The organism is Alteromonas alvinellae (assembly GCF_902705805.1).
The window spans coordinates 1-17882 of sequence record NZ_CACSIH010000121.1 but is presented as its reverse complement, the minus strand read 5'-3'; the positions used below and the strand labels follow the sequence as shown (position 1 = coordinate 17882).

Genomic DNA, 17882 nt, shown 5'->3' with positions numbered 1-17882 from the left:
ATAGCGCCAGTGATTAATTACTGCCCTTTAGTTAAAAGCGCTGTCATAGCCTGATTAAACAGTCGCACCCATTTCATACTAAACTGCCCTTTGGCACTACGATTGATCTCAATTACCGCTTCTTTTTTAGAAAGCACATTATCTTCATTGTGCGCCCTTGGGTGCGTCATTGCGTCGTAGGTATCAACAATAGCAAGCAGCTTAGCGCCTTCACAGATATCGTCTTCTTTTATGCCTAGCGGATAACCGGTTCCATCGGTGCGCTCGTGATGCTGCATCACTATTTTACGGGCCATATCCCATTGGTCTAGGTGCTCTAAAAGACGCGCACTTTTGTAAACATGCGAGCGCATTAGGTTGAACTCGATGTCACTTAATTCATCGCCTTTGTGCAATAACTTTAATGGCATAAACGCCATGCCGAAATCATGAACATAACTGGCTACCGCCAGTTGGTCTTCGTCAATCGGCTTTTCCGCAACGTCGTTGATATACATAGCTAACTTAGCAATACGATCGCCCCTTCCCCCCCAATAATTAGAGCGACGTTCAATGGTTTGCATTAGGTCACGGAAAAACAAAATATCTTGTTTCTTTTCACTGCTAATGTCTTTTGGTATACCCGTTGCTGCTAATGTAGGTGGTTTTATCTGAACACTTTGCGGGTCATCATCATCGGCAACAATATCTAACGCCGGATTTAACAGTAAAACCGCTTCAGTAAGGCGCTTCTCGTGTTCCGCTGTATTTTCTGGTGTTACACGACCAATTGCCAATACCAGTTGATTATGGAGGTTATCGTCATACTCAGCTTTACCGTCAGCCATCACAGCCTCAACAAAGGCTTTAACCCTGTCCATAGTAAGCAGCACCAAGTCGCTCATAGTACTGGTATACGCTACCTGTCCCTTGCGCAAGTAATCGAGCAAGTCTTCGACATGCTGCAAGAGCGGGATCATGGGAGAGAAATTAACCAAGCCCAAGTCGCCTTTAATGGTGTGGATTGAGCGAAACAGAGCACGCTGCAGTTCGTTATCTTCAGGGCGAAGCTCTAGCTCAATCAAGGTTTGCTCGCTTGATTCGTAGAGTTCATTTATTTCCTCCATAAGGTCAGCAAGAATATCCTCTTCTAGGTCATCTGGAGTAAATGTCTGCATGTACTGGTTACCGAGTCAGGTTCAATTAAACTATTGCTTATTGTAATTCGGTATCGGCAAAATTTCCTCATACTAAAGGTGATAAAAGAGGAACTTTTACGAGTGATGTACCTTGTAAGCCTTAATGCTGTAAAAACTCATCGGACAAGTGTACGCTGAAACTTCATCTATACTGCGCGCGTCAATTGTATCTAGGAGTTGTTTTGATCGCTTTATTTCGCATACCGGCACTGTTTATCGCCTTTTTATTAATCAACATTATTTTGCTGATCATTTGTATTGTGCGCCCTTTTCATAAAGATAACGTGCATGCCGCCGGTAGTTTGTATTCGCTTATGGCTAAAATAGTGGGCCTCAAAATTGTTATACAAAGAGACCCCGCTGTAAAAACGAACGAGCCCTATGTTTTTATCGCTAATCATCAAAACAGCTTTGATGTAATTACAATTTGTAAAGCTGCCCTTCCCGGCGTGGTCACTATTGGCAAAAAAAGTTTGAAGTGGATCCCTATCTTCGGCCAAATTTATTGGCTGTCTGGGAACATCATGATCGATAGAAAAAATTCAGGAAAAGCGCGCAATACCTTGGATATTGCCGCCAACCGTATCGCTAAGAAGAGAACATCTGTTTGGCTATTTCCTGAAGGCACCAGAAGTTACGGAAGAGGTATACTGCCTTTTAAGCAAGGCGCATTTCGGTTAGCCAAAACCACCAATGAGCCGATTGTTATGGTAACGGCCAGTAACCTACACAATAAAGTAAAGTGGAATCGTTGGGACAACGGGATTGTGCTTATTGATATTTCTTCGCCTGAACCGCTAACGGAAGAGCGTTCGATCAAAGAGTGGATGGCGCACTTTAACGATGAAATGAAACAAAAGTTTGATGCGCTTAATACACAGGTCGATGAACTGGAAAAAAGCAGGTAAACTTGCGCCTAAATTGCTAACGAGTGTTTATTATGACCCAGTTCGATGAAAGAGAAGAGTGGTACGAGTTTAACCAAGAAACTATTGATGCCCTTCTAGAAGATGGCAGTCAAGCCGATGCCGACTACACCATTGAGCACCACTTCGCCAGCACCGACTTCGACGTGTTAGAAAAGGCAGCCGTTGATGCGTTCAAAGCCGGTTTTGAAGTGACAGATGCTGAAGAGCTCATGCTAGATGATGGCGAGACCATTTTTTGCTTCGACGCCGTGGTAGAAAGAAAGCTTAATATTGAAAAGCTTAATGCGGACTCTGACACTTTGCTAAAAATTGCCGACAAGCACGACGTGACCTACGATGGATGGGGTACGTACTTTGAACCGCGCGAGGAAGGTGAATACGAAGAAGAGGACCATTTCTTCGACGACTAAACCTAACCGCCTATTTCACAAGCTGAGGAGCCATTAAGTTACTCTTCAGCTTTTGTTCATCTTTTTTGATTAACAATGACCCTGTCATTATCGATTGGAAAAGGATGGACAGATGAAAAACTTAGTATTAACACTTACTGCATACTCTGCTATCGCCACATTACAGCTTGCGCTTGTATCACCTGCACATGCAAGTCCTGACAGTAAATCAGAAGATAAACAGGTTATCTCTACCGAATTCCGCTACGACCACCCCTTTGTAGCCGCTGAATCACTTTTGCCTAAAACAACAGACGTTCTGTCTAATAACAGTGTGGTTAAGCAATCTACCGATGACACTGGCACGCAACAAAATACACTCAGTAAAACCAATAAACATCAACAACATTTGGGTGTAAACAAATCATCTAGCGACATTGTAGTAAGCAGCGATAATGAGTTCTGGATTTATGAAAGCTGGGTAACGCTCGAACAAGATATTGATTACGATGGTTACCACTCTGCATTTTCGATTGAATTTGATGCCGACACTATTTTTACTCGGGCACCGGTATACGCGGTTTTGTATTTAGGTAAAGACGGTATTTACGAAGCCATCCACGTGTCGTCTGAGTTTTATATTTATTCAGAAGATTCAACCGATACCTTCACTATCGAAAGTTCGTTGATATCTGGCTTTCCACCTAGCGAATACGACATCTTATTGGAACTTTACGATGCAGATACTGAAGTACTGGTGGCATTTACCGATGCCTATGACGACAGTGCATTGGCCTACCTCGCTCTTGAGAGTGAAAACAACGAATATATTGTAGAAGATTCGGTTGTGATAGTAGAAGAACACGGCGGAGCCTGGTCAGTACTTTCATTGTTTTTTCTAGGGGGGATTGTACTCAAAAGACGGTTAAACAAACCCTCTCGCCATTAATTTTCCCTTCTAAGTTCGCTCTCGCCAAAAGCTGTTTGAAACACAGCTTTTGGCTATTTCTTAAACTAAAGTCTAATATATAAGTTAACCCCTCTCTCTAATTGACGTTGATTCGCCAATGTACATAGAAAAACCGTACAAACTGACGCTTTCAAGTGGTGTAGTGCAATGAGTTTCAACAATGTTAACTTGTTTAATCTATTAGAAAACACGCAAATTGGCGTGGTTATTCACAATGCTTCTGGCGCTGTGGAGTATGCCAACCCTGCTGCTGCGTCGATGCTTAGTTTAAGCCTTGAAGAACTAAAAGACAAAAGCATGGATGTAGAGGCGTGGGAATTCATTGATAGGCAAAACCGACGGCTTTCCTACGATGAATTACCCGTAGTACGAGTGCTATCTACGGGCAAACCTGTAGATAATCAAATATTAGGCATTATCGACAAAACAATAGAAAAGACCGCTTGGTTTAATGTAAATGCCTACCCAGAGAAACATAGCGGAAACGGAATTACACCTCCCTTTGTCGTCGTTTACTTTACGAACATTACCACAAAAATAAACGACTTTTCCTATAAAGACATTGTGCAAAATTCACAGGACATGATCTTGGTGACAGAAGCGAAAAACATCAACGCCCCACTCTCTCCCAAGATCATTTACGCTAATGAAGCTCTCTGTAAACATACTGAGTATTCCTTAGAAGAATTAATAGGCGAAACGCCCAGAATTTTTCAAGGAACTTTAACAGACAAAGCGTCCACTGATCGCATTCGCCAAGCCCTTATCGAACAACATCCGTGTACGGAAACACTGTTGAACTATACAAAAACAGGCACACCGTTCTGGGTGCAAATGAACATATTCCCGCTGACTAACGATTTTGGTGAAGTTACACACTTTGCTGCCGTTCAGCGCAATGTAAGCGAGATGAAGTTTCAGTCTGAACAGCTTGATAAAAGAAACTCAGAGTTGAAACGAATAAAACACGATTTAGAAAGTTAAGTGCATGAACGCACAAGTGAACTACGCGACGCTAATCTCAAATTAGAAAAGCTGGCATATTTTGATGCCCTAACAAATATTCCCAACAGGCGTGCCTTTATGGATGCTTTCTCTAAGTCGTTAATGTTTGCCAAGCGCAACAGCTATGAAGTACTGGTAGGTATTGCTGATGTTGATCACTTTAAATCAATAAACGATAACTTAGGGCATGGGTTTGGTGATGAAGTATTAACCATCGTAGCGCAAACAATGCAGAGTTTTTTTCGCTCCGAAGACGCAATAGGCAGGATTGGAGGAGAAGAATTTGCTTTTTGCATTGTGCTTCTAAGCCAAGTTTCGCCCCACCAAATACTGGATAGACTTAGACAAAAAGTCAGCAAATTACACGAGACCCAGCCGCTTCTAAAAGGCCATAAAATCACGGTGAGCATTGGTGCAGTGCAAACAAATGAACTCCAGCACAAAAGCCCCAAACAACTTCTCACCTATGCCGATAAAGCGCTCTACAAAGCAAAAAATAGTGGAAGAAATACAGTGGAGTGCATTCAAGAAGGTGAGAATATTTCACCAATATCAGCGCCAAAGCCTTTAGACGATAAATCAAGAAAAGTGCTTTAATCGACATTAAAAAAGCGCCTACCGCTTACTCTAAACATTCTCGCGCCGCTAAACCCAACGATCCCTTAATGGCCCTTATAAACCATCATTCTTCGACGGTTGTATTTCTTCAACTTCCACCACCACCTTTTCTACAAGCTTGACTCTACCTTGCTTAACAAGCGCTTGTCTTAATACATACTCAATTTGTGCATTAACACTACGTAAATCATCAGCGGCCCACCTTTCCATAGCGGCAAGTACATTTTCATTTATCCGGAGAGGATACGCTTTTTTCTTTGCCAAAATAAAAACCTTATGTGCCGCTTTAAGTTGCTACGACACCATAATTAGAAACTAAACTTTATTAGTAAATTGTACCTGTATTAATAACAGGCTGCGTTGACTTATCACCGCACAGTACAACGAGGAGATTGCTGATCATGGTCGCTTTGCGCTCTTCATCTAACTCTACGACACCTTTTTCATTTAGTCGTTGAAGCGCCATTTCAACCGTTCCTACTGCGCCATCCACAATCTGTTTGCGTGCTGCGACAATAGCTGAGGCTTGTTGGCGTTGTAACATCGCGCTTGCGATTTCCTGCGCATAGGCAAGATGGCTAATACGAGACTCTAATATAGTGATCCCTGCTTTCGCTAAACGCGCCTGAATTTCTTCTTGTAACCGTTCTGAGATCTCTATCGGGTGGCTGCGAAGGGCCACTTCAGCTTGCTCATCATCGCGAGGGTCATAAGGAAAACTACTTGCCATATTACGAATAGCAGATTCACTCTGAATGCGAACAAAGCTTTCATAATCGTCTACATCAAATACGGCTTCTGCAGTATCCGTGACTTTCCACACCACAATTGACGCAATTTCAATAGGGTTCCCTTGGTTGTCATTCACTTTAATTTTGGCGCTTTCGAAGTTTCTTATGCGAAGTGAGATATTGGTTCGGCGAAACAATGGAATGGTCCAGCGCAAACCTACATTGGACACGGTACCAACATAGCTACCAAAAAAAGTCATCACCTTGGCTTGATTCGGCTGCACCATAAAATACCCCATCCAGAGTGCACCAACCAGAAGACTAAAAATAATTCCGCCTTCGGGGCTTCCCTCAACCGCATAGAAAAAAGCCGCAGCCTGTGCAACTAATAAAACACAGATCATCAAATATCCGTTGACTGAGAAACCCTTCTTTTCTTGCATATCGATCACCTTTGATATCATTTTGATATCTTAACAATAGAAGCAAAGTCATATTTTGCCACCAATGAAGTGTTACCAGATATGTCAAACCCACTGCTGCATTAAGCTATTTTTAAACATTCCTTGGTAAGTCTATAAAATAGATGCCAGAATGTTATTTAGGATACTTCTTATACGGACTTTCATAATGCCTACTAAGCCTTGTAAGACCAATAATTCTTCTGCGGCACGTCGCACCTTACTCAAAGGCGGACTAGCATTAGGGTTGACTGCAGGCATTACTCCCTTCGCTATCGGTAAAACAAAGCCCACGCTGCGTGTTATGGGTACTCACGTAACATTACAGGAAGCTATCCGACAGCGCGCTATCGAAGACTTAGGTATTAACATAGCGTTTGAACCTGGCGGCAGTGCCACTGTGCTGCAAAAGGCATCTATGAACCCTCAGTCGTTCGACTTATACGAGCAATGGTCAAATAGTATTAATGTTCTGTGGCGCGCAAAGGCTATTCAACCGATACAAAAAAAGCGCCTTCGCTATTGGGAAGAAATAAACGACTTAAGCAAAACCGGTAAGCTTACTGAAAATGCGCGTATGGGCGCCGGCGACGCGCCGCACAAGATTATTAATGTGCAAGAAGACGCCTCTTTAGGTGAAAAGCACACCGATGCCATCAGCTTTTTGCCTTACGTACATAACGTGGATTCATTTGGTTATGACAGGTCAAAGCTCCCGACTGAACTGCAGGGGCAAGAAGAAAGTTGGGGCTGGCTGCTAGATCGTCACTTTTCTGGAAAAGTCGGCATCGTAAATGACCCTACCATCGGATTATTCGATTTAGCATTAGCCGCGCAGGCGAAAGGTTTTATCACTTTCAAAGATATTGGTGCTATCACCGAATACGAGCTAGACGACTTGTTTAACCTGCTTATAGAGTTAAATCAGTTGAGTCACTTTAGCGGTTTTTGGACATCGGTTCCTGAATCCGTTGAATTTATGAAAAGTGGTCGTGTCGCAGTTGAAAGCATGTTCTCACCCGCGGTCTCCGCACTGAATGGTCAAAATATTCCCGTCACTTTCGCGGCTCCAAAAGAGGGATACCGAGGGTGGCACGGGGTAATGTGCCTTTCTTCTGCTACCCAAGGCAGAGTGAAAGATGTAGCCTATGAATATATGAACTGGTGGCTGTCGGGTTGGCCGGGTGCATTCATAGCAAGGCAGGGGTATTACATTTCGAACCCCCAACGTTCTGCAGAATATTTATCGCAGGCTGAGTGGGACTACTGGTATAAGGGCAAAGTTGCTTCTGAACCACTAAAAGGCACTGATGGCAAAGTGAGTGTACAAAAAGGCGCACAAAGAACTGGTGGCAGTTACGAAGAACGATTCAGTAATGTTGCAGTTTGGAATACGGTTATGCCAAGCTATGAATATAGCTTACAAAAATGGTACGAATTTATCACTGCATGACGCAGTGTAATACCGCTTCTTAAATGGAATAAGGTTCCCCGAGCTCATATGTTATCGTCAATCCGAGTACAGCTTATAACAGTATTACTTGCCTTAGTTGCACTAATACTTGCTCAAGGCTTCGTAGCGCGAAAAAACCAAGAGGTTTTAAATAAAGGCGTGGCATCCGCGGCTAAAGCCGTCATTGATGTAGGCATTGTAAAAGAGCTTGAACGGGACGTTGTCGACCTTCAGCGTAATGTTTTAATCTTCAAAGAAAATGCAAGTAAGTCGGCTATAACCCGTTTTAGCCGCCTGATGGTTACCATTAACAGCAAGCTCGATAAACTTGCAGAGGTTAACGAGCATTCCAATCAAAAAGACGACAGCAATCAAATTCTCAGTAGAATGAGAGAGCACCTAAACGCTTATCAAGAGAACTTCTCTCAGGTTGTTGAAGCGCGCTCAGAAAGAGACAATCTCGTCGATCAAGGGACTATGTCTGATATTACCTTGCTTGAAAGTGAACTCGATAAGGCACTAGCGAAAGGAGAGGTTTCAGCGACTTCTGTAGAAGATGCAAAGATCATTCTAATTCAAACAGAAAATGCAATGTTAAAATACTTGATGAAGCCTGATATGAGATTCATCAAGACATTCAATGACTCTGTTGACGCTTTAATGCACATATCCTTCTCAGCCAATGCTGGACTGCAGCAGCGCGTGGAGCGAATTATAGGCAGAATAAAAAACGACTTTTTTAAACTGACTCAAATAACACAAGGCAATCTTTTTCTGGTTAATGTAGTGATGGCAGGCTCTGCTAATGAGTTTCTCTATTTAAGCGGCGAATTAGCAAAAAAAGTTAGTACTCACTCAGAGGTTGTTACACAGCGTACTTACCAAATAGCAGAGAAAACACAGCGTAATGGTGAGCTCTTTTCTCTATTTGCGATTTTGCTTGCTTTAGCCGCTGCACTGTTTTCAACATTTCGTATCCTTGGCCCAATCCGCTCTATTACCGAAGTTTTCAACAAGCTCGCGGAAGGCGTGCAAATCTCCAATATTCCGGGCAGTAGTCGCAAAGACGAAATAGGAAAGCTAGCCAGAGCCGCTCTTGTATTCAGTGATAAAAACCGAGAAACGGAAAAGCTATTAAACGAAGCGAGATCGATGAACTCTCAGCTGGAAAACTTAAACAAGGTCATCACCGAATCTAAAGTAAAAGCCGAGCAGGCTACCGCATCTAAAAGCATGTTTTTAGCGAATATGAGCCATGAAATTCGTACCCCCATGAATGGTATCATTGGCCTGATAGAACTAGCCCAACAGCAAGAAATATCACCAACAGTACGAGGCTATCTTGATAAAGCTTCGTACTCTGGGCAAATATTACTGAGCGTAATTAACGACATTCTGGACTTTTCAAAGATTGAAGCAGGCGAATTGAAGATAGAAGAGGTTAGCTTTTCACTGCACTCGCTATTTGACAACCTCATCGCGGTAATAGCGCTACGCGCAAAAGAAAAAAATCTATCTGTTCATTTTACGGTTAACCCTAGCATACCACCTCAGGTTATAGGCGATCCGTTGCGCATTGCTCAAATTATTATGAACATTGGCAACAACGCCGTGAAATTTACCGAACAAGGGCGTATAGATATAGAGTTTGACGGTAACTTGAATGAAAAAGGTAACCTACTAAACCTCATTATGCGAATTACCGACTCAGGTATAGGCATGAGCCCAGCGCAGCTCGATAAAATATTTAAGCCTTTTACACAGGCTGATGGCTCAACTAACCGCAAATACGGCGGTACTGGATTAGGCCTTGCCATTGTCAGCCAGCTTACTGAGCTTATGGATGGACGCATTCATGCAACCTCTACTATGGGGAAAGGCAGTAGATTCGAGGTTGAGCTTCCTCTTAAAGCATTTAAGAATCAGCCAGGGGTGTTACAAAACTCCCCACAGTTGCCTACTAATAGCCTTTACGTAACTGAATCGCCGTTACTCCCAGAAGCCTATTGCACTCAAATTCAGCTGTCGACAGCATCAAGTATGTCAATTGAAGATGCTAAAGATGCTACTACTCTCCCCGACCATATTGTTGTCGATGTTCATGAATTTAGCTTGTTTAGGAAAAATATTAGCTGGCTGAACAGCCTTTTAGAAAGCGGAAAGTCAGTAGGCTTAGTGATGGAGAGCGCTGGCAGTGCCCTGCAGTCTAAATATGACTCGCTGTGGAAAGGCCCCTTAATTATGCACCCTTTCACACCCGCCCAATTTGAACGTTTTGTACACCAAATAATCGCAAAAGATGCTAATTATCAAAGCCAAGAATATAAAGAGGAACCCGAGAGCTCGAATCTTGAAGGGCACATATTGCTCGTAGAGGATAATAATATAAACCAACTCGTTACCGGTGAAATTCTAACAAACCTAGGACTTACGTTTGATATTGCTGAAGATGGTAAGCAAGCAGTACAAAAAGTAGAAAACGCCCCTCAGTACGATTTAATTTTAATGGACGTGCAAATGCCGGTGATGGACGGATATGAAGCTACCAAACAACTTCGCGAGAAAGGCTTTACCGGCGTGCCAATCATTGGACTATCAGCCAATGCCATGAAAGAAGATAAACAAAGCGCGATAGACGCTGGTATGAATGATTATTTGACCAAACCTATTAAGCAAAAGTCGCTGATAAGTATGCTCAGAGAATATTTAGGCAAGTAATAATAACCGACCTGTATTCTAGAGCGCATAGTTTTTGGATATGCGATAGCCGAGCAAGCTGTTATCGTTTATTTAAACTGCCAACAAAAAAGGGTTACCTATTGGTAACCCTTTTACTATTCGCTCGCTTAACTGCTCCTTGTACGGGCAATCAATGGGCAATTACATTAAGCTTTACAGCGCTTTAATGGTCTCGAACTGTTCTTTAAGTTTGGCTAGGGCTTTTTCACCCTCTTCCAACTTAGCGCGTTCTTTTTCAATTACCGCTTCTGGCGCATTACTTACGAACTTCTCGTTACCCAACTTGCCACGAGTACGAGATACGTCTTTCTCGATTTTCTCCATGGCTTTAGTAATACGAGCAAGCTCTGCGTCTTTGTCGATAAGCCCTGCCATTGGGATAAGAATTTCCATCTCACCCACAAGCGCTGTTGCGCTGGCTGGCGCTTCTTCACCGTCTTTCAATACAGTAACGGTTTCAAGCTTAGAAAGCTTATCGAGGAATGCCTTAGCCGCATCAAGACGACGTGCGTCTTCGTCGCTAACGTTTTTAAGTAGCGCATTAAGCGGTTTGTTTGGCGAGATATCCATTTCACCACGGATATTACGAATACCCACGATAAACTTCTTCACCCACTCGATATCAGCAAGTACTTTGTCGTCTTGTTTCGCTTCATCAACTTCAGGGAATGCCTGAACCATAATGCTTGCGCCCTCTTCCACTTTAAGTGCACTCAGAGGCACAACGCGCTGCCAGATAGTGTCGGTGATAAATGGCATTAACGGGTGCAATAAGCGAAGCAGGCTTTCAAGTACGTTAATAAGCGTATGACGCGTACCGCGCTTTTCAGCTTCGGTGCTGGCGTCATTGTTAAGCACTGGCTTAGTTAGCTCTAGATACCAGTCACAGAACTGGTTCCAAGTGAACTCGTAAACGGTTTGCGCAGCAATGTCGAAACGGTAGTCTTCAAGCGCTTTTTCAAACTCAACTAGCGTTTGTTGGAACTTAGCCCAAATCCAGCGATCCGCCATGCTAAGCACCATTTCGCCACCGTCACGACCTGTATCGTGCTCTTCTGCGTTCATCAATACGAAACGCGATGCGTTCCAAATCTTGTTGCAGAAGTTGCGATAGCCTTCAACACGGGCCATATCAAAGTTGATATCACGGCTGGTTGACGCCATAGCTGCAAAAGTAAAGCGCAGTGCGTCTGTACCGTAGGCCTGAATACCATCAGGGAATTGCTTGCGAGTGCGCTTAGCAATCTTCTCAGCGAGCTGAGGCTGCATCATGCCAGCAGTGCGTTTAGTAACTAGCGACTCAATATCAATACCGTCAATCAAATCGATTGGGTCAAGCACATTGCCCTTCGACTTTGACATTTTATCGCCGTTCTCATCGCGGATAAGACCAGTAATGTAGATGTCTTTAAACGGAATTTTGCCCGTGAATTTCTTGGTCATCATAATCATTCTGGCAACCCAGAAGAAAATGATGTCAAAGCCGGTTACTAGCACTGAAGACGGTACAAAGGTTTCTAGATCTGGCGTTTCTTCTGGCCAGCCCATAGTCGCGAACGGCCATAGTGCGCTTGAGAACCAGGTATCTAGTACATCATCGTCTTGTGAAAGGGTTACGTCACTGCCAAGGCCGTGCTTTTCACGCACTTCTTCTTCGGTGCGGCCAACAAAAACGTTGCCGTTTTCGTCGTACCACGCTGGAATGCGGTGTCCCCACCACAGCTGACGTGAAATACACCAGTCTTGAATGTTGTGCATCCACTGGTAGTAAGTCTTGTTCCAGTTCTCTGGCACAAAACGAATTTCGCCGCTTTCAACCGCTTCAATTGCAGGTTTAGCAAGAGACTCAACGGCTACATACCACTGGTCAGTTAGGTATGGTTCAATTACCGCCCCCGTTCTGTCGCCGCGCGGCACTTTAAGCTTGTGCGGCTCAATCTTAACCAATGCGCCTTGTGCGTCTAAATCAGCAACAATTTGCTTACGGGCGTCGAAGCGATCTAAACCGCGATACGCCTCTGGCGCATCATCATTAATTTTCGCATCGTCGGTAAGAATGTTGATCATAGGCAAGTTATGACGCTTACCCATATCGTAGTCGTTGAAGTCGTGAGCAGGGGTAATTTTAACGCAGCCTGTACCGAATTCTTGGTCTACATAGTCATCGGCGATAACCGGAATTAAACGGCCAGTAATCGGTAGCTTAATTTCTTTGCCGATAAAGCCTTGATAACGCTCGTCATCTGGGTGTACCGCAACGGCAGTGTCACCAAGCATGGTTTCTGGGCGCGTTGTCGCAACTACTAGTTCACCGCTACCATCTGCAAGTGGGTAGCGCATGTGCCACATGTGGCCGTCTTCTTCTTCGTTCAGTACTTCAAGATCAGATACTGCAGTGTGAAGCACTGGATCCCAGTTAACCAAACGCTTACCGCGGTAAATAAGGCCTTCTTCGTGTAGTTTAACGAACACTTCAGTTACGGCTTTAGACAGGTCTTCGTCCATGGTGAACACTTCGCGAGACCAGTCAGGTGACGTACCTAAACGGCGCATTTGACCGGTGATCGTACCGCCACTGTGCTCTTTCCATTCCCACACTTTTTTGATGAAGTCTTCGCGACCTAAATCGTGGCGCGTCTTGCCTTGTGCGTTAAGTTGGCGTTCTACCACCATTTGTGTAGCAATACCGGCGTGGTCAGTACCCACTTGCCATAGCGTATTGTCGCCCTTCATGCGGTGATAACGGGTTAAGGCGTCCATAATGGTTTGTTGGAAACCATGGCCCATGTGAAGGCTACCGGTAACGTTTGGTGGCGGGAGCAAAATACAATAAGGGTCGCCGCTACCTGAAGCTTTAAATAAACCCGCCTCTTCCCATGACTTGTAGCATTGCTGCTCGATGGACTGCGGTTCGAAGGTTTTATCCATTACACACTCTCAAATTGAAGCTAAACGCGAATGACTTATGCAGATTTAAACTGCATGTTGCATCCAGCTTGCTGATAGTTTTTGTATCTTACCCGCGCGGCCTGTTTGGCGTTCTCGTCCACGGGTACAAAATCGATGATTTGACGATGCTGGTTGGGTGAAGGCACCATACCGGAACCCACATTCACCACCATTTGTCGTCTGGCTACCTGCTCTGGCCGCCAACAAATTTCCACCGGCGTTCCCGATTGTGGCCCTTCACCATAAAGGTTATGGGGCACAAAGCGGTCGGCCGGCAGCTGCCATAACAATTCATCAACTTCTTCAGCTTGCGACTGTGTGTCACACAGCACGCTAATTTTCTGCTTATTAGCAAACGCTGAGGCAATGACTTCACTAGCGCGACCTGCCACGCCATTGTCACTGCTGGTAAGTTGATAAAATATCACTTGTGGCATGAATGATTAGTCCTCTAACTTGATATCAGCGCGGTTCATTAAGAACTGAGACAGCATAGGCACTGGACGGCCTGTTGCGCCTTTGTTCTTACCACTGCGCCATGCCGTACCAGCAATATCAAGGTGAGCCCAGTTGTACTTCTTAGTGAAGCGCGACAAGAAACAACCTGCGGTAATTGACCCTGCTGGGCGACCACCAAGGTTTGTCATGTCGGCAAATGGGCTTTCAAGCTGCTCTTGATAATCGTCCCATAGCGGTAAACGCCATGCGCGATCAGAACTTTGCTCTGATGCATTAAGTAGTTCGTGAGCAAGCGGGTTGTGCGTGCTCATTACCGCTGTTGCATGGTGACCAAGTGCGATAATCGCTGCGCCAGTTAGCGTGGCTACGTCAATAACTAGCTCTGGGTCGAAGCGCTCTACATAGGTTAACGCATCGCACAATACCAAACGGCCTTCCGCATCAGTATTTAATACTTCAACAGTTTGACCCGACATAGTCGTTAGTATGTCACCCGGGCGGTACGCTTTACCATCTGGCATGTTTTCACAGCCTGCCAATACACCAATAACGTTAATGGGCAGATTCAGCGCCGCGATAGTGTGCATAGTACCCAGTACGCCTGCAGCACCACCCATGTCGTACTTCATTTCATCCATGGCTTCGCCAGGCTTAATTGAAATACCACCTGAATCGAAGGTAAGACCTTTACCTACAAGCACAATTGGCGCTTGATCAGCTGGACCACCGCGGTGATGCATAATACTCATCATGCTTTCATTTGCCGAACCGCGACCAACCGCAAGGTAAGACTGCATACCAAGCTCAGCCATTTGGGTTTCATCTACCACTTCAGCAGTTACGCTGTCATACTGACTCGCCAATTCTTGCGCCTGCTGCCACAGGTACGCTGGGTTACAGATGTTTGGCGGCATGTTAGCCACGTCTTTGGTTACTTTCGCACCACGAGCTACGGCTAAACCATGCTCAACTGCACGTTCGCCAACCGTTAATTCACGGCGTGTAGGTACGTTAAATACAATTTTACGCAGTGGGCGACGTGGTTCGCCTTTCTTGGTTTTAAGCTGCATAAAGGTGTAAAGCGTGTCTTCAGTTGCTTCTACTGCCTGACGTACTTTCCAGTAGGTATCGCGACCTTTAACGTGAAGTTCGGTAAGGAAACATACCGCTTCCATCGAGCCTGTTTCATTCAATGTTTGAATGGTTTTGGCAATAATGTTTTTGTACTGACGCTCGTCTAATTCGCGCTCTTTACCACAACCGACTAAAAGCACGCGCTCGCTTAGTACATTTGGCACGTTGTGTAGCAACAACATTTGGCCCGCTTTACCTTCAAGGTCGCCACGGCGTAACAAGTTGCTGATATAACCTTCACTGATTTCGTCTAGCTGTTCAGCCACTGCCGTTAGGCGGCGCGGCTCGAAGACACCCACAACAATACATGCGCTGCGTTGTTTTTCAGGACTGCCACTTTTTACACTAAACTCCACGATATCACCTCGCTTTTCGTCGTTTATGGTTTGCACGATGACTAAAATCACGTAACGTTTCGCGCTGCTTTATGTTTTAATACGCAGCATAACTTTTTAGTTCGCTGCAATTCACGCTTAAAGACCTATTGAATATAGGTTAAATTTGCGTCAAAACACCATGCAAACGGTTTATGATTGCAGGCAAAACTTGTAAAAACGGTAAGTTTAAACAAAATTGTGCTTTCTTTCACTAAAATTCCTAATTTTCCGGAAGGGCTGAGATGCTGATATTCCGCTATTTACTTAAGGAAACGCTGAAATCTCAGTTAGCGATTTTCTTTATCCTAATGGCAATTTTTGTCACCTTGCGATTTGTGCGCGTGTTGGGCGATGCGTCAGACGGTGATATCCCCGCTGGGCTAGTGCTTGGCTTCCTAGGTTTATATGCCCCCATCCTCTCTTCATTGGTGCTGCCCATCAGTGCTTATCTGGGTATTATGCTGGCACACGGCAGGCTGTATGTAGACAGTGAAATGACCGTAATGCGTGCCTGCGGTATTAGTGAATGGTACGTCACTAGAGTAATGCTGTTTTTATCAGTACTTATCATGATAGTCACAGGCGCAATTACCCTTTATTTCGCGCCATTAGCGGCTGAAAACGAATATCAGCTACGCGAAAAAGCCCGCAACGAAGCCGGAATCTCGGCGCTAATGCCGGGTAGATTCCAGCAAACGGGTAACGAAAAAGCGGTTATTTTTGTTCACGATGTAGACAATAAAGATAAACTACAACGAGTGTTTTTATCGCAAAATCAAACAGATGATAGCGAAGGCGAGGTGCGCGTTGTGTATGCACAAACCGGCGAAGTCGCTAATAACCCAGACGGCACTAGAAACTTGGTGTTAAAAGAAGGGGTACAGTACGAAGGAAAGCAATCTGAAAAGGCTTTCCGCAAAGTAGAATTTGACGAATACCAAATTCAGATTGCCGATAAACCTGCCGACGAAACTCGTCGTAAGGTAAGCGTACTGCCTACTGACGAACTGTGGGAAGACGACAGTATTGAGGCCAGAGCCGAGCTTCAGTGGCGTATTGCCATACCGCTTTCCATACCATTTTTAGTGCTGATTGCGGTTCCGCTGAGCGCGGTAGACCCGCGTCAGGGGCGCTTTGGTAAAATGTTCCCTGCCATCCTGCTTTACTTGGGATACTTCTTATTGCTACTAGCAAGTAGACGAGTGCTTGAAGACGGCAAAATGCCACCTCAGCTTGGCTTGTGGTGGGTACATACCATCATGCTGATTATCGGTGTCATGCTAATTGTGCGAGACAGAAAAACTGGCACTGAGCTGCGCGCCTGGGTATTGGGGAAAAAGTAGATGTTTAAGATCCTCGATTTATATATCGCCCGTACGCTGTTAGGCACAATTACCGTTACGCTTAGCGTACTTATTGGCTTAAGCGCGCTCATTAAATTTGTAGAACAGCTGCGAAAAATTGGCGAAGGCGACTATGACATGCTGGTCGCTTTTATCTACGTATTGCTAAGCTTGCCTCGCGACTTAGAGCAGTTCTTCCCTATGGCAACATTGTTAGGCGGCCTTATTGGTATGGGCGTACTGGCAAGTAACAGCGAACTGGTAGTAATGCAGGCCGCCGGTATGAGCCGCTGGAACATCATAAACTCAGCCATGAAATCGACCCTTGTAATGATTTTATTGGTAATGGCCGTTGGCGAGTGGGTAACCCCGTACAGTGAAACCAAGGCAAAACAGATAAGAACTGAAGCTATTTCAGGCGGTAGTTTATTTTCTTCCGATAAGCTGGTGTGGGCAAAAGATGGCGACCGATTTGTAAGCATAGGTCAGGTGTTAAGCCAAGACTCTCTCAAAGATGTGAGCATATTTAGCTTTAACCCTGACTTGTCGCTAGAGAGCATTACTCACGCTAAAAATGGGGCCTTCGACGGCGACGGTTGGTGGCTAAGCGACGTTGAAGTAACCAAGTTTACTGAAACGAATGTTACGGTAGATGAAAATAACCGCATGCGTTGGAATTCAACACTGACACCCGACAAATTAGGCATTGTTGCGGTTAAGCCAGAGGCTTTATCTATTACTGGGCTGCTGGATTACGTGAACTACCTAGAAAATAACGACCAAGACCCTTCTCGTTATCAACTCGCCTTGTGGCGCAAGGTATTCCAACCTGTTTCGGTAGGCGTAATGCTGTTAATGGCATTGTCGTTCATCTTTGGCCCGCTGCGTAGCGTTACAATGGGCGCACGCGTGATCATGGGCGTACTGACAGGCTTCGGCTTCTTTATTCTTAATGAAGTATTTGGCCCAGTGAGTTTAGTCTATCAGCTGCCTCCGTTCTTAGGGGCTTTACTACCAAGTCTACTTTTCGCAGCTGTCGCAGGTGTAATGCTTAAACGCTGATAAAACTATCTACGCTCGGCTAGTTAAGTCAAAGCATAAAAAAGAGGCATCTTGCAGCTAATGCCGTTCACTTAAGGTGAGCGGC

General features: G+C 44.7%; 15 protein-coding genes. 9 read left to right on the top strand and 6 right to left on the bottom strand.

What is annotated here, in order from left to right; genetic code table 11:
* Positions 1–17 precede the first annotated feature (17 nt).
* Positions 18–1157 carry an HD-GYP domain-containing protein gene (locus ACX5KA_RS08945; RefSeq protein ID WP_039219004.1) on the bottom strand — a complete coding sequence of 380 codons (1140 nt, stop codon included), beginning with the start codon at positions 1155–1157 and terminating at the stop codon, positions 18–20.
* A 203-nt stretch (positions 1158–1360) separates the two neighbouring features.
* Here ACX5KA_RS08945 and ACX5KA_RS08940 point away from each other — a divergent pair, with 203 nt between their 5' ends.
* The 5 genes from ACX5KA_RS08940 to ACX5KA_RS08920 all read left to right on the top strand — a co-directional run bounded on the left by ACX5KA_RS08940 (position 1361) and on the right by ACX5KA_RS08920 (position 5068).
* Positions 1361–2086, top strand: coding sequence for a 1-acylglycerol-3-phosphate O-acyltransferase (locus ACX5KA_RS08940; RefSeq protein ID WP_039219006.1), 726 nt, complete (start codon positions 1361–1363; stop codon positions 2084–2086).
* 32 nt (positions 2087–2118) lie between these two features.
* Positions 2119–2517: a ribonuclease E inhibitor RraB gene (gene rraB / locus ACX5KA_RS08935; RefSeq protein ID WP_039219009.1), complete on the top strand. Its 399-nt coding sequence runs from the start codon at positions 2119–2121 to the stop codon at positions 2515–2517.
* A 112-nt stretch (positions 2518–2629) separates the two neighbouring features.
* The gene (locus ACX5KA_RS08930; RefSeq protein WP_458730921.1) at positions 2630–3445 is read left to right on the top strand and encodes a choice-of-anchor H family protein; all 816 of its coding nucleotides are present in this window, start codon (positions 2630–2632) and stop codon (positions 3443–3445) included.
* A gap of 168 nt (positions 3446–3613) precedes the next feature.
* The gene (locus ACX5KA_RS08925; RefSeq protein WP_458730920.1) at positions 3614–4450 is read left to right on the top strand and encodes a PAS domain-containing protein; all 837 of its coding nucleotides are present in this window, start codon (positions 3614–3616) and stop codon (positions 4448–4450) included.
* Positions 4451–5068: a GGDEF domain-containing protein gene (locus tag ACX5KA_RS08920; protein WP_458730919.1), complete on the top strand. Its 618-nt coding sequence runs from the start codon at positions 4451–4453 to the stop codon at positions 5066–5068.
* 75 nt (positions 5069–5143) lie between these two features.
* On the opposite strand, the gene ACX5KA_RS08915 is transcribed toward ACX5KA_RS08920, so the two are convergent.
* Entirely contained in the window at positions 5144–5353 is a 210-nt protein-coding gene (locus tag ACX5KA_RS08915; RefSeq protein ID WP_039219018.1) for a type II toxin-antitoxin system antitoxin, read from the bottom strand.
* Positions 5354–5414: 61 nt separating this feature from the next.
* On the bottom strand, positions 5415–6263 hold the full coding sequence (locus tag ACX5KA_RS08910) for an SPFH domain-containing protein (protein WP_458730918.1): 849 nt from the start codon (positions 6261–6263) through the stop codon (positions 5415–5417).
* Between the two features lie 187 nt (positions 6264–6450).
* On the opposite strand from ACX5KA_RS08910, the gene ACX5KA_RS08905 reads away from it, so the two are divergent.
* The gene (locus ACX5KA_RS08905; RefSeq protein WP_039219021.1) at positions 6451–7734 is read left to right on the top strand and encodes an ABC transporter substrate-binding protein; all 1284 of its coding nucleotides are present in this window, start codon (positions 6451–6453) and stop codon (positions 7732–7734) included.
* Between the two features lie 48 nt (positions 7735–7782).
* Positions 7783–10452, top strand: a complete 2670-nt coding sequence (locus ACX5KA_RS08900) for a hybrid sensor histidine kinase/response regulator (RefSeq protein WP_039219024.1) — start codon at positions 7783–7785, stop codon at positions 10450–10452.
* A gap of 174 nt (positions 10453–10626) precedes the next feature.
* Here the strand turns inward: ACX5KA_RS08900 and ACX5KA_RS08895 are convergent, their stop codons facing one another.
* The 3 genes from ACX5KA_RS08895 to pepA are packed head-to-tail and all read right to left on the bottom strand — an operon-like array spanning position 10627 to position 15371.
* Entirely contained in the window at positions 10627–13401 is a 2775-nt protein-coding gene (locus tag ACX5KA_RS08895; protein ID WP_458730917.1) for a valine--tRNA ligase, read from the bottom strand.
* Positions 13402–13436: 35 nt separating this feature from the next.
* Positions 13437–13859, bottom strand: a complete 423-nt coding sequence (locus tag ACX5KA_RS08890) for a DNA polymerase III subunit chi (RefSeq protein ID WP_076026034.1) — start codon at positions 13857–13859, stop codon at positions 13437–13439.
* 6 nt (positions 13860–13865) lie between these two features.
* A complete protein-coding gene (gene pepA / locus ACX5KA_RS08885; RefSeq protein ID WP_039219202.1) occupies positions 13866–15371 on the bottom strand; it encodes a leucyl aminopeptidase in 1506 nt (501 codons plus the stop codon).
* Positions 15372–15634: 263 nt separating this feature from the next.
* Between pepA and lptF the strand changes: the two genes are divergently transcribed.
* Together lptF and lptG are read left to right on the top strand one after the other, a co-directional pair.
* Positions 15635–16735, top strand: coding sequence for an LPS export ABC transporter permease LptF (lptF, locus tag ACX5KA_RS08880; protein ID WP_039219027.1), 1101 nt, complete (start codon positions 15635–15637; stop codon positions 16733–16735).
* Positions 16736–17797: an LPS export ABC transporter permease LptG gene (lptG, locus tag ACX5KA_RS08875; RefSeq protein WP_458730916.1), complete on the top strand. Its 1062-nt coding sequence runs from the start codon at positions 16736–16738 to the stop codon at positions 17795–17797.
* Positions 17798–17882: the final 85 nt, after the last annotated feature.

What these genes read in the sequence shown, in the direction of transcription:
- ACX5KA_RS08910 (WP_458730918.1), bottom strand. Translation starts at nt 6,263, where the DNA reads ATGCAAGAAAAGAAGGGTTTCTCAGTCAACGGATATTTGATGATCTGT.
- ACX5KA_RS08890 (WP_076026034.1), bottom strand. Translation starts at nt 13,859, where the DNA reads ATGCCACAAGTGATATTTTATCAACTTACCAGCAGTGACAATGGCGTG.
- ACX5KA_RS08895 (WP_458730917.1), bottom strand. Translation starts at nt 13,401, where the DNA reads ATGGATAAAACCTTCGAACCGCAGTCCATCGAGCAGCAATGCTACAAG.
- lptF (WP_039219027.1), top strand. Translation starts at nt 15,635, where the DNA reads ATGCTGATATTCCGCTATTTACTTAAGGAAACGCTGAAATCTCAGTTA.
- lptG (WP_458730916.1), top strand. Translation starts at nt 16,736, where the DNA reads ATGTTTAAGATCCTCGATTTATATATCGCCCGTACGCTGTTAGGCACA.
- ACX5KA_RS08900 (WP_039219024.1), top strand. Translation starts at nt 7,783, where the DNA reads ATGTTATCGTCAATCCGAGTACAGCTTATAACAGTATTACTTGCCTTA.
- rraB (WP_039219009.1), top strand. Translation starts at nt 2,119, where the DNA reads ATGACCCAGTTCGATGAAAGAGAAGAGTGGTACGAGTTTAACCAAGAA.
- ACX5KA_RS08945 (WP_039219004.1), bottom strand. Translation starts at nt 1,157, where the DNA reads ATGCAGACATTTACTCCAGATGACCTAGAAGAGGATATTCTTGCTGAC.
- ACX5KA_RS08905 (WP_039219021.1), top strand. Translation starts at nt 6,451, where the DNA reads ATGCCTACTAAGCCTTGTAAGACCAATAATTCTTCTGCGGCACGTCGC.
- ACX5KA_RS08925 (WP_458730920.1), top strand. Translation starts at nt 3,614, where the DNA reads ATGAGTTTCAACAATGTTAACTTGTTTAATCTATTAGAAAACACGCAA.
- ACX5KA_RS08930 (WP_458730921.1), top strand. Translation starts at nt 2,630, where the DNA reads ATGAAAAACTTAGTATTAACACTTACTGCATACTCTGCTATCGCCACA.